Source organism: Vibrio aphrogenes (assembly GCF_002157735.2).
In the GTDB taxonomy this organism is placed as follows: domain Bacteria; phylum Pseudomonadota; class Gammaproteobacteria; order Enterobacterales; family Vibrionaceae; genus Vibrio; species Vibrio aphrogenes.
The window spans coordinates 276413-289210 of the sequence record NZ_AP018690.1 but is presented as its reverse complement, the minus strand read 5'-3'; the positions used below and the strand labels follow the sequence as shown (position 1 = coordinate 289210).

12 protein-coding genes are annotated in these 12798 nt (G+C 42.0%); 9 read left to right on the top strand and 3 right to left on the bottom strand.

All coding sequences use genetic code 11. From position 1 onward, the window contains the following. Positions 1-137 precede the first annotated feature (137 nt). The 3 genes from VCA1004_RS12555 to VCA1004_RS12545 all read left to right on the top strand — a co-directional run bounded on the left by VCA1004_RS12555 (position 138) and on the right by VCA1004_RS12545 (position 3147). On the top strand, positions 138-509 hold the full coding sequence (locus tag VCA1004_RS12555; protein WP_086980790.1) for a hypothetical protein: 372 nt from the start codon (positions 138-140) through the stop codon (positions 507-509). Positions 510-779: 270 nt separating this feature from the next. Beyond that, on the top strand, positions 780-2585 hold the full coding sequence (gene ggt, locus VCA1004_RS12550; RefSeq protein ID WP_232012673.1) for a gamma-glutamyltransferase: 1806 nt from the start codon (positions 780-782) through the stop codon (positions 2583-2585). A gap of 124 nt (positions 2586-2709) precedes the next feature. Next, positions 2710-3147, top strand: a complete 438-nt coding sequence (locus VCA1004_RS12545; protein ID WP_197715848.1) for a DUF302 domain-containing protein — start codon at positions 2710-2712, stop codon at positions 3145-3147. A 124-nt stretch (positions 3148-3271) separates the two neighbouring features. Here the strand turns inward: VCA1004_RS12545 and VCA1004_RS12540 are convergent, their stop codons facing one another. Continuing rightward, complete coding sequence (locus tag VCA1004_RS12540; protein WP_086980788.1) at positions 3272-4159, bottom strand: LysR family transcriptional regulator; 888 nt, start codon at positions 4157-4159, stop codon at positions 3272-3274. Between the two features lie 146 nt (positions 4160-4305). On the opposite strand from VCA1004_RS12540, the gene VCA1004_RS12535 reads away from it, so the two are divergent. The 6 genes from VCA1004_RS12535 (at position 4306) to VCA1004_RS12505 (ending at position 9966) form a co-directional block, all read left to right on the top strand. After that, the gene (locus VCA1004_RS12535; RefSeq protein ID WP_086980787.1) at positions 4306-5403 is read left to right on the top strand and encodes an alkene reductase; all 1098 of its coding nucleotides are present in this window, start codon (positions 4306-4308) and stop codon (positions 5401-5403) included. 9 nt (positions 5404-5412) lie between these two features. Then, positions 5413-6366, top strand: coding sequence for an alcohol dehydrogenase catalytic domain-containing protein (locus tag VCA1004_RS12530; protein WP_086980786.1), 954 nt, complete (start codon positions 5413-5415; stop codon positions 6364-6366). Between the two features lie 34 nt (positions 6367-6400). Then, positions 6401-7210 carry a 2,5-didehydrogluconate reductase DkgB gene (gene dkgB / locus VCA1004_RS12525; RefSeq protein WP_086980785.1) on the top strand — a complete coding sequence of 270 codons (810 nt, stop codon included), beginning with the start codon at positions 6401-6403 and terminating at the stop codon, positions 7208-7210. A 576-nt stretch (positions 7211-7786) separates the two neighbouring features. Continuing rightward, the gene (locus VCA1004_RS12520) at positions 7787-8278 is read left to right on the top strand and encodes a hypothetical protein (protein WP_086980784.1); all 492 of its coding nucleotides are present in this window, start codon (positions 7787-7789) and stop codon (positions 8276-8278) included. Next, the gene (locus tag VCA1004_RS12515; RefSeq protein ID WP_086980783.1) at positions 8275-8922 is read left to right on the top strand and encodes a transglycosylase domain-containing protein; all 648 of its coding nucleotides are present in this window, start codon (positions 8275-8277) and stop codon (positions 8920-8922) included. The genes VCA1004_RS12520 and VCA1004_RS12515 overlap by 4 nt, the downstream gene beginning before the upstream one ends. Positions 8923-9309: 387 nt before the next feature. Beyond that, complete coding sequence (locus tag VCA1004_RS12505) at positions 9310-9966, top strand: DNA-methyltransferase (RefSeq protein WP_086980781.1); 657 nt, start codon at positions 9310-9312, stop codon at positions 9964-9966. A gap of 289 nt (positions 9967-10255) precedes the next feature. Here VCA1004_RS12505 and malG read toward each other — a convergent pair whose 3' ends face one another. Both malG and malF read right to left on the bottom strand, forming a co-directional pair. Further along, positions 10256-11146 carry a maltose ABC transporter permease MalG gene (malG, locus tag VCA1004_RS12500; protein ID WP_086980780.1) on the bottom strand — a complete coding sequence of 297 codons (891 nt, stop codon included), beginning with the start codon at positions 11144-11146 and terminating at the stop codon, positions 10256-10258. An 11-nt stretch (positions 11147-11157) separates the two neighbouring features. After that, complete coding sequence (malF, locus tag VCA1004_RS12495) at positions 11158-12720, bottom strand: maltose ABC transporter permease MalF (protein ID WP_086981372.1); 1563 nt, start codon at positions 12718-12720, stop codon at positions 11158-11160. Between the last annotated feature and the right edge of the window lie 78 nt (positions 12721-12798).

The window sequence follows — 12798 nt, the reverse complement described above, 5'->3', positions numbered from 1 at the left end:
AATAGACAAAGCGTGACCTTAATACAAGCGTTCAGTTTTGTGACATGGTATAAATAATCATTAAAGACATAGTTTATATTGAAAAAAGATGACATAAATAACACAAGGTAACCTGCCTACTGATTAAGGATGATCACATGGCCGTATTTTTAAAAAAGAAACGCAAATCAACATTACTTCTCAGCCCGACGGAAGGACGCCTCTTTGCCGTTTTCACCTTAATTCTCTTATTAACGCTCTTATGGCAAATTAGTGACGGCTCTCATCAAAATCAAGCTATAAAACCACTCAAACAATACCAATACTTATTCAATCTTGCGTGTCAACAAGCCTTAAACCAAGGCAGTGAACGCGATAGTGCGTATTGTGTCCATGCTCAATCTTATAACCAAATGTTTACTGTTTCGGTTAAAGATCAAAGGATTGTCGCCTCTGAAATTTTAGCGCTAGAAACTTATTTTGAGCGTTATTATCGCCCATTTAATGAACCTTCCACGATAACTCATTAACTGCATAATATTTTTCATTAAAAACTATCGTAATTGTCAATTATCAACCACACTCAATAGGTCAGTTACTCATCAATGACACTGACGCAACACAAGCACAACCTAGCTTTTATACCAATCACACTCATTAGATAATCAGCTAATGAATACGGTTGGAATTACTATACCTTTAATAATCTCGGTTGCTCTGCTTGTTTATACTTCTTGGCTTTAGTTGCACTCCTCCCCATTTTGCAACTAAAGCCAATTTTTCGTTGCTGAGGGATCCCAATGATAAAAACATACTTTAACCACTATTTGTTCGTTCAATCATCATCACGTCATCGAAACCAAACACCACTGAAAAAAGTCAAACACCTTCTCACGCTCACCGTCATCACCGCAATATCCAGCGTCATCAGCCAAACCAGTTTTGCGCAAACGCCCGCCATTTATTCTAGCGAAAGTATCTTCCATCCCGTTTGGGCTGAGCACGGCATGGTGGCGAGCCAAGAAGCGCTAGCCTCTAAAATTGGCGTTGAAATCTTGCAAAAAGGCGGTAACGCAGTCGATGCAGGTGTGGCAGTTGGCTTTGCTTTAGCCGTCACCCTTCCCCGCGCCGGGAACCTTGGTGGTGGCGGTTTTATGATGATTTATGATGCAAAAAAGAAACGCACTTTTGCTCTCGATTATCGTGAAATGGCCCCCGCAAAAGCTTACAAAGATATGTATCTTGATAAAGACGGTAACGCAGTTGAAGAGTTATCGCGCTTTCATGGCTTAGCGGTCGGAGTACCGGGTACGGTAGATGGTTTAATTACCGCCTTAGAAAACTATGGTACTTTGGATCTCAAAACCGTCATAGCTCCTGCCATCAAACTGGCCGAACAAGGCATCGTTGTAACACCGGATTTATATACCTCTTTGCAAAGCGCAAAAGAACGGTTGCAAAAATGGGACAGCAGTAAACCGGTTTTCTTCAAAAATAACGGCCAAGCGGATTATCAAATTGGCGATAAATTCATACAAAAAGATCTTGCCCACTCACTTAAACTCATAGCTGAACAAGGCCGTGATGGTTTCTACCAAGGAGCCACCGCCAAGGCTATTGCCGATTCAGTCACCGCTGCTGGCGGCCTAATGAGCATTGAAGATTTAGCAAGTTACAAAGCAGTGATTCGTGAGCCAGTGATGGGAAATTATCGCGGTTACAGTATTGCTTCTATGCCTCCTCCCTCCTCTGGCGGCATTCATATCATCCAGATCTTAAACATTTTAGAAAACTACCGCATCGGTGCCATGGGACACAATACCGCTGATACCATTCATGTGATGGCCGAAGCAATGAAATTGGCCTACGCTGACCGAGCCGAGTATTTAGGCGATCCAGATTTTGTGAAAGTGCCAATGAAAGGCTTAACCAGCAAGGACTATGCGCATTCCTTATTTGAGCAGATTTCCAAAGACAAAGCTCGCCCAGCGAAAGACATCAAACATGGGCAGCCAATGCCTTATGAAAGTGACCAAACCACCCATTTTTCGGTGATGGATAAAGATGGTAACGCCATTTCCAATACTTACACCTTAAATTTCTCGTATGGCACAGGCATGGTCGCCAATGGCACTGGCATTCTTTTAAATAATGAAATGGATGACTTTTCTGCCAAACCGGGCGTCCCCAATGGTTATGGTTTAATTGGTGGCGATGCTAACGCGGTAGCGGGTGGTAAGCGTCCCCTTTCGTCAATGAGCCCAACATTGGTGTTTAAAGATGGCAAACCAATATTGGCAACCGGTAGCCCTGGTGGCAGCCGTATCATTACCACGACGTTACAAATCATCATGAATGTCATTGATCATAAAATGAATATTGCTGAAGCCACCAATGCAGTGCGAGTACATCATCAATGGTTACCAGATGAACTGCGCATTGAAAAAGGCTTAAACCAAGATACGATTAATTTGCTCAAAGCCAAAGGACAAAACGTGGTAGAGAAAGAGGCCATGGGCAGTACCCAATCCATTATGCATAATGAGGGTGGTTTCTTTGGCGCTTCCGATCCGAGAACGCCAAGCGCTTTAACGACTGGATACTAAATTGAATACTGATCGCTCAACTATATTTTAGGAGATGAATATGAAGTCATGGAGCCCCCTATTACTCGGATTCTGCACTCTAGTGACTGCCAATGTGACATGGGCAAATGTTTCAGAGGTAGATATGTCAGAGGCTGATATGTCAAAGACCAGTATGTCGAACACAACCGGCGATAATGGACTCATCCAGGTTAAAAGCCAGCATAGTGTTCAAGCGACGACAGATAAACTGGTAAGCACTTTGAAAGCCAAAGGAATGACTGTGTTTAATCGCATTGACCACGCTCAAAGCGCCAAAAATGTCGGTATTACTTTACGTCCAACTCAATTGGTGATCTTTGGTAACCCGAAAGTCGGCTCCCCCTTAATGGCCTGCCAGCAATCTTTTGCTATCGATTTACCACAGAAGGCTTTAATCACCGAAGATGACGGTGGCCAAGTTTGGCTAACTTATAACGATCCACAGTATTTAGCCAAACGACATAACCTAAGCGGTTGCGATGAGGTGCTCAGCAAAGTGAGCCAAGCGTTAGCCAATTTTGCCAAGGCGGCGACTCAATAACCTTTCCTACCTATAAAGACAAAGGGCTTCATTTTAAGAGCCCTTTTTGTGTCTGCACGGCTGATTTAATCCCACTTTATAGGTTTAATTCTACCTCATTAATTTCACCTTCTATCACGAGAAACTACGGCTGTAATTTCAGTTTATCTTGAATAAAATCTAGAAACAGTGAAATTCTTGAAGCCAACGCACTTTGTTTGTAATACACCGCTTGTATTGATTCACGTCGATTAGGATGAATAATCGCCTCAGGCAGTACTTCCACTAAGAGGCCGCGATCTAGTTCTTTATGGATCATATAGTAAGATAACGCGCAAACCCCCAATCCATTTAAGCACAGTTGCTTAATCACCTCGCCACTACTGGCTTTAAGCGAAAAATTCGGCACTTCATCCACCTCTTTTAAATACCAATGATTCAAATGTGAAGAATGGGAAAAACCGATCAATTTATGCTTAAACAATGCCTCAACTGTCTTTGGCTCCCCCGTGTGGTCTAAATATTCTGGGCTTGCCACCAATTTAAGTGGACTACGGCCTAACGAACGTGCATGCAAGGTTGAATCTTTTAAATCCCCAATACGAATAGCAACATCCACTTTGTTATCCAACAAATCCACCACCGTTTCATTGGTGGTCAATTCTAATTCAATATTCGGATACAAACGCTCAAACTCCGCTAAATGCGGTACGATTTGATGCACCATAAAAGGAAATGCTGAATCTACCCGTAATTTTCCAACCGGCTCAGTTTGCTGAGAACGTAAATGCTGCTGACCCAATTCGAGTGTTTGTATCGCTTTTTGAGCGTACGTTTTAAAGACCGCCCCTTCTTCCGTCATGACGAGTTTTCGAGTGGTGCGATTAAACAAAGTCGTCTCCAGCTGTTTTTCCAATCGAGCCACCGCACGAGACAGCGTCGCAATTTGAATATTCTCTTTCGCCGAAGCTTTAGAAAAACTTTCATTTTCAGCCACAGCCAAAAACGCGAGTAAATCTTCTGTTTTAATCATGTTGTTTCATTTCCTTTTAAGTCCTCTCATCATCATAATTCTTTTGCAGTTTAATCAAAAGTTATTTGTCTTTATTGATATTAATGAAAAACAAAGCCTCTGTTACCATGTACAACATCATCATGAAAATGACTTATAGGATTCTTATGCAAAACGATCTATTTACCCCCGTACAATTAGGCAATCTCACCTTAAACAACCGTATTGTTATGCCACCAATGACTCGTTCACGTGCAAAAGATGGCTGTGCTAATGCCATGATGGCGGAATATTACGCACAACGTGCACAAGCCGGACTTATCATTTCTGAAGGCACACAAATCTCCCAACTTGGCCAGGGTTATGCCTGGACTCCTGGTATTCATACTGCCGAACAAATCCAAGGTTGGAAACTCGTCACTGATGCGGTACACGCCAAAGGTGGTAAAATTTTTGCCCAGCTTTGGCACGTAGGCCGAGTCACTCATTTAAGCAATACCGGTGGCGTGCAACCGATTTCATCCAGTGACCTTGCTGCTGAAGGCGTGAAAGTCTTTATCGACGAAAAAGATCAGCCAAATTTTGTGCCATGTTCTACACCAAGAGCCATGACTCATGATGACATCGAGCATGTGAAAGCTGAATATTATCAAGCGGCACTAAATGCATTAGAAGCAGGTTTTGATGGTGTTGAACTGCACGCAGCTAATGGATATCTCATTAATCAATTTATCGATTCTGAAGCAAATAACCGTACGGATGAATATGGTGGCAGCACCGAAAATCGTCTGCGCTTTTTAGGTGAAGTGGTTGATCAATTAGTGGCCGCGGTAGGTAAAGAACGGGTTGGCGTCCGCCTTGCCCCATTCACTTGCTTAAATGGCACCGTAGATTCCGACCCTGAAGTCACTTATATCGAAGCGGCTAAATTGCTTAATCGCAAAGGTATTGGTTACATTCACATTGCGGAAGTTGATTGGGATGACGCTCCAGATACCCCTATCTCATTTAAGCAAAACCTACGTCAGGCTTTTGATCAAACCATCATTTTAGCGGGTAAATATAACCCAGAAAAAGCCCAACAAGCGTTAGAACAAGGTTTTGCCGATATGGTAGCGTTTGGTCGTCCATTTGTGGCAAACCCAGATTTAGTTACTCGAATCAAACACCAATATCCACTCGCCGAGCATAACCCAGACACACTATTTGGCGGCGCAGAACAAGGGCTTACCGATTACCCTACTTATTCTGCGGCAAACCAATAAGGTATGAATATGAATCAAACCTTTGACACTCAAGCTTGGTGTGTACAAACAAAAACGCATGATTTGCAGTTAACCGACAAAGCCCTAGCTCCCCTAGCGGATAATGAAGTTCGCATAGAAAATCGAGCCATTGGATTAAACCCTGTGGATTACAAAGTGATACATGGCGGCGTATTATCCGATGGTCAGATTGCCGGTGTTGATGGCGCAGGTATTATCACCGCGGTAGGCTCATCAAGTTTAGAGCATTTACTGGGCGCTCGCGTGGCTTACCATCAAAATCTAAAACGTGATGGTAGCTTTGCCAAGCATATTCATCTGCAAGCAAAAGTGATTATTCCGATTCCAGAAGAGATGGATTTCATTACCGCAGCCAGCTTACCTTGCCCCTTGCTAACCGCATGGCAAGCCGTTGAAAAAGTCCCCGCCAAAGCAGGCCGTGAGGTATTAGTCAGTGGCGCATCAGGCTCGGTAGGACGTTACTTAATCCAATTACTGTCTCAAAAAGGTTTTCAGGTTTCTGTGACCGCGAACCCGAACCGTCATGAGCAGTTGGCCGCACTGGGAGCTAGCCATTGCTATGCCATGGATGCTCAATTTAATGAACGTCAATTTTTTGCCATTTTTGACACTCGCTCTAGTGACAGTGCGCAACAATTAGCGCCAGCATTACAGGCAAATGGTCATAGTGTAAGCATTCAAGGTCGGCTCAATACACAGCCTCTTGCCGCTTTCGGGCGTTGTATTTCCTTGCACGAAATTGCCCTTGGTGCCTTACATCAAGAAGGGTTAGAGATAGATTGGTTAGAATTAACTCAAGCGGGCCAATCGTTACTGGCTCAAATTGAAAGCGGAAGCTTAATCGCCAACCCTGTTCATACCGTCAACTTCGATCAGCTCAGTGAGGCTTTATCAGAATTTGAACATCGTCGCAAAGCCCTTAAGTACGTTGTACAGTGCTAGTTATCTGACATTTATTTATAACAAGGAGATCGCTATGTCTTCCCATTTAATGCCCGCTCTTGGCGCTGGTACGTTTCGCCTCAAAGGTCAAGATGCTTATCAATCGGTTGAAATGGCTCTAAAACTTGGTTATCGCCATATCGATACCGCGCAAATTTATGGTAACGAAGCCGAAGTGGGTCAAGCTATCACTGATAGCCAGCTTGATCGTTCAGAGCTGTTTTTAACCACAAAGATTTGGATGGATAAATTTGCCCAAGCCGATTTTTTACCAAGTTTAAAAGAGAGTTTACACAAGCTACAAACGGAATATGTGGATCTGCTTTTGATCCACTGGCCATTAAAAGATGAATCCGTTTCTATGACCGAATACCTAACTGAACTGAAAAAAGCAAAAGACCTTGGCTTAGCCCGTCACATTGGAGTGTCTAACTTCACTACTGCGCAAATGACGCAAGCCATTGAGATTTTAGGTGACGGTGAGATTTTCACTAACCAAGTGGAGATTCATCCTTACTTGCAAAATCGAGCCGTAGTTGAGTTTTGTCAGCAACACAACATTTTAGTCACCGCCTACATGCCTTTTGCTTACGGTGATGTGCTAAAAGATGATGTTATTTGTTCCATTGCAAAAAATCATCAAGCAACCCCCGCTCAAGTGGTACTCGCTTGGATTATTCAACAAGGGTTTGTCACCATTCCTTCCAGCACCAAGGAAAAGAACCTGGCTAGTAACTTAGAATATTCAAAAGTGACACTCAGTGAAGATGACATGAAACAGATCGCCACGCTCGATCGTAATCATCGTCTTGCGAATCCAGATTTCGCACCTAACTGGGATTAAAATTGACAACATGATATAAGGCTCGACAAGGGCCTTATTTTTTCTCTGATATGCCAAGTAATAAAACTTAATACTGAGTATTAGAGCAGCATACTAAAATGGCAGTGATCGCAGTCGATACGCTGCTATTTCTAAAACGTTTTTGCCCCGAAAAGATCCCTCTCCCCCAAAAAGCACAAATCAAGCGTCACTCAAAATCATTATTCTGGAAACGAGGGACGAGTTATCCGGAATCTCTCACACCAATGAAACTAACGTGAAAACGAGTAAGAAAGTATCAGCATAAGTGCCACAATAATGAACTTATCCATATATTTTCTCATGCTAAATACTCCTGTTTTCGGTTAGTTTTAGATACTGAGTAAATTCACAATCTGTCATCATGAATTGCCTTAAATGAACTATACGGATTATTTCCGCACTTTATGCTGAATGAATATGTGATAAGTTCTACTTTATTAATAAATTTAGTGAGTTAGCTTGCTGATCTAAAAAGTGTCTGAGAAGATAGACGGAAAAACTAGACGGATTTTTTCCGTCTATTAAATTGTGAGCTGTTACTTGAGGGATCGATATATGGAAAGTGTTTTCGTAGATGTATTAGCAACCATTATTGGTGGCTGTATTTTAACATTTTTATTCTTTTTGATAAGGGAGAAGTGTTTTCCTTTACCTAACATTAACGGTATGTGGCACCTAAAAAACATTACAAAGAATAGTGCATATAATCCATATAAAGGAATGACATTGGGCTATACCGCTATTTTATGGTGTGAAGGAAACAAGGTTTCGGGTACTACTGAAAAAGTTTATGAAAATTCAGTCAATGGAGAGCGGGACTTTATTGGTACTAATAGGTGTCGTGGTGTTATTGATGGCTATATCCAGAAAAATTATTTCTCAAAGGACAAAATTTTTTTGCATGTAGTAGAAGACGGATTTGGCCGCGAGTCTACATACTCATACGAACTTACAGTTCAAAATAAAACACGCACACTCGAAGGAGTATTTTCTACTCTGGTTGCCGATCAAGATGGAGATACGACTTGGAGTAGGGAAAAAATTTGAAATTATTATACTTGCTTTTGTCCTTACCTTATCTGTTAGCTTCTTCTTTGCTTTATATTTTCAGCTCTAAGTTCAGGCGGTTAAATCGAGAAGTGACGAATAAAATAATAGATCTTGAACATCACTTTCCTACTGAATATAAGTATTATTTACAACTGTCAGAAGACCATCGAGGTAATGTTCATTTCGGTGTTGATCAACTATCTTTCTTTCGAGTTGTGTATGTCTATTTAATCAAAGGAACCAAACAAGGTGCTAGTACTATTGAGCAGCAACTGGTTAGAACTATCACCGGACGCTACGATTTGACGCTAAAAAGAAAGTTGTCTGAGCAGCTATTAGCTATATCAATTTCAAGAGAATTTGATAAGAACCAAATAACATCAGCATATATTCAAACTGCATATTTGGGTGCTAATATCAAAGGGGTTTTTCAGTTAGCTAAACATTTGGGTCTGGACTTCTGGCACGATAGCGAGGCTCTTTCTATAGAACTCTCAATTCGTTTAAAGTACCCAGAACCATCAGCACATACAGTTTTGTGGTTAACAAAATATCATCAAAGAAAGGAGCACATCCTAGCACTAGCAAACAAAAAGCATACAAGGCGCTCAAGCAAGAATGAGCTAACGCGCGTCACTTAGCTTGATCTTAGGTTACTAAATTGGGTGCATAGATCGCAGTTTACCTATGATTTTTATCTTATTATCACTTTGCATAAGTCGTTGATAGGAGATACAAAATGGCATGTAATTGTTGTGGTAAACGGTTAAATATCGGTATGATTCACAAGATAGATCCAGCAACTGGTCAAAAATACAAATCTTGTCCTCATTGTTCTGACGCTAATGGAGGAGAACATGTTTTCCATCCATATCCGTTTAACTTTGGGAAAACACCGGCTCGCAAAACTGCACGTAATCCCGATGGCTACCAGAGTTACTGTATTGATTGCCGCAGGCTTGCTAAAGGTGTAGCCTCGAATGTCTATCGTAATGGAAGAACATGTAGCAGTTTAATATAGAGGTTCAATGCAAGTTTTTAAAGAAGATGCCGTTGAATGGCTTTCAACGTTAGCTGACGCTAGCGTTGACTTAGTTATCACTGACCCACCATACGAATCATTGGAAAAACACCGGAAAATTGGGACAACGACAAGATTAAAGGTAAGTAAGGCATCAAGTAATCAGTGGTTTCAAATCTTCCCAAATGAGAGGTTTGAAAGTCTTTTACAAGAAGTGTTCCGAGTCCTAAAGAAAAACTCTCACTTCTATTTGTTTTGCGATCAGGAAACAATGTTCGTAATTAAGCCAATAGCTGAGAGAGTAGGGTTTAAATTTTGGAAACCAATCGTTTGGGACAAGGTCACTATTGGTATGGGCTATCACTATAGAGCTCGGCACGAATACATACTTTTCTTTGAGAAAGGTAAGCGTAAGCTCAATGACTTAGGTGTGCCTGATATACTTCAATCTAAAAGGGTCTATAGAGGCTACCCAACTGAAAAACCCGTAGACTTACTTGAGGTACTTATTTCTCAAAGTAGCACTGAAAATGAGTTAGTTATGGATCCATTTTTTGGTTCTGGTTCGACACTCATTGCCGCTAGGAAATTAAATCGAAACTACATCGGTTGTGATATTTCAGATGTAGCTCATGAGCATTTTCAAGATAGAGTAAAAAAATAGTAACCTAAGAAACGTTCAAGGTTTCAACATACTTTTCTTAATCGGATAAAAATGGTTTAGTTCAATAACCCTAAATAAATTACTATCCTACCGATCATCTAAAAGCTCTTGAATAGCACTATTTAGCGCCCTCTTTTGATTCTTATGCCGATTTTTAACAGCCTTTTTGAACATTGGTATTTGCAGAACCGGAGTGATTTTTGTCAAACTAATCTGCCTCTATATAGATAAAAAAATGCCGCAGAATCGATGCACTCTGCGGCGCTTCCTTTACGCTAAGCGAAGTGAATTACCCTTTCACCCCACCAGCAGTTAAGCCCCCCACCAAGAACTTCTGAGCCAGCAAGAACACTATGGTGATTGGTAATGCTGACAACACAGCGGCGGCGGCAAAGTCGCCCCATAAATAGTTTTGTGGGTATAAGTATTGCTGCATACCCACCGCCAAGGTGTAAGAATCGACATCACGCAGCAGTAATGATGCGACTGGTACTTCGGTCACTGCGGCAATAAATGACAAGATAAACACCACCGCAAGAATTGGCACAGATAATGGCAACAAGACTAAGCGGAATGCTTGCCAAGGGGTTGCACCATCAAGGGCCGCTGCTTCTTCTAGTGAGTTATCAATCGATTCAAAATAGCCTTTAATCGTCCACACGTGCAGTGCAATACCGCCCATGTAAGCAAACACCACACCGCCGTGAGTGTTGAGGCCTAAGAATGGAACGTAAGTCCCTAGACGATCAAACAATGCGTACAATGCGACAAGAGCAAGAACCGCTGGGAACATTTGGAAAATCAGCATAGAGCGCAAGATAACGGTTTTACCTTTAAACTTCATACGAGCAAACGCATAAGCACAGGTAGTCGAAAGCACCACAATACCAATTGCGGTTAAGCCCGCGACTTTTACTGAGTTCCACAGCCATAGCAAGACTGGGAAAGGCGGTTTAGTGACTGTGCCATCAGCATGTACCACATCAAAGCCTAGTGCCAGTTTCCAGTGTTCTAGTGAAGGATTACGTGGAATCAAATCCCCTGCTGCATAGTTACCTTCACGGAAGGAAATCGCAATCACCATTAATAGTGGGAACATCATTAATGCTAAGAAAACCCACATTCCAATATGCGTTACCCAAACACGGTACTTCAAAGATTTAGGTTGAACCATAGCCATGTTAAATCTCCTTATTCTGTTTCTAACTTAGTGAACTTCATATTCAGTAGCGATAAGCCGCCCACTAATAAGAAGATTAAGGTTGCAATCGCACCGGCTAGGCCGAAGTCTTGACCACCTGCGCCTTCAAACGCAATACGGTAGGTGTAGCTCACTAATAAATCGGTATGACCGGCAGGAACACTGGTGCCAATCATATCTGGCGCACCGTTGGTTAATAGTTGAATCAGTACAAAGTTGTTGAAGTTAAAGGCAAAACTGGCAATTAATAACGGCACCATAGGTTTAACCAATAACGGCAGGGTAATTTTCATAAAGTTATCAATCGGGCCTGCGCCATCCATTGCGGATGCTTCATACAAATCATCAGGAATCGCTTTTAACATCCCCATCGCTAAGATCATCATGTATGGGTAACCTAGCCAAGTATTGACAATAATGATCATGGTTTTAGCAAGGAACGGGTCGGTAAACCAAGCCGGGCTTAAACCGAACAAGCCTTGCAATAATTGGTTGATCTCACCAAAACTTTGGTTAAAGAGACCTTTGAATATCAAGATGGAAATGAATGCCGGCACCGCATACGGCAAGATAAGCAATACACGGTAAACGCCACGGCCTTTCAACGCTTCCCAAGACACGATTTGCGCTAAAATTACCCCTAGACCGAGAGTAAGCGCAACCGTTGCCGCGGCAAAGACCACAGTCCAAACGAAGATCTTAAAGAATGGTCCTTGGATCCCTGGGTCACTGAAAATACGAGTAAAGTTATCAAAACCAATGTTAACGATAAATCCTGGGGTGATGGGCTCACCAATAAACTGCCCATCGGCATCCACCGCTTGATAATAACCAATCTCGTGATTAGGTTTCAGGACTTGTTCAGTCTGATTGTTAACTAAGGTTTCACCATCAGCATCTAAATGATATAGCGGTTTCACCTGAGCAAACTTACGCAACCCAGACATAATCAAATCCACACCCTCGGGCGTTTCAACTGCCAATTGACTCAATACGGCACGATGTTTAATCACCTCTTTCAAGGGCGCTTTTTTGCCGGGTAGTTCACTGACCGGCATTAAGGCAATGTGCCCTTGTAATTGCTTAACTGAATCGTCAGACAAAGAAATCGGTTGAGAGGCTAACCAATGGTCACCTTGTTGCAGAGCAATCGAATACACATCATCATATTGGCGTAGTTCAAATTTGTAACTCTCACCACTTTGAAAGCTTTGCTCTAACAAAACCCCTTGCGCTCGCTGAAAGCTCAATTGGTTCGCACCACTGTAGTTGGTAAAGGCTAAGCCAATGGTGTAAATAAGAGGAAAAATAATGAACAGCACCATCCCTGCCACACCAGGATAAATATAACGGTGTGCGTAAGTGCGTTTACGTGAAAAAACGTAAATCCCCATGGAGGCCAACACCAAGGTCAGCAAGGCAAAGGCAAACTCACCACGAGCGTACATCAAGACAATCGCATAGCCATTTAATAGACCAATCGCCGAGAGAACCGCCGTTTTTAACCAAGGAAATGGGCGTGACTCAGATAAAGCCGCCGCATGAGAAGACATAATATTCGATGACATAATAAATTCCGTTTCTATATCGATATTTTACCGACAGCTTAAATAAACCTAATAAAGTAAAAA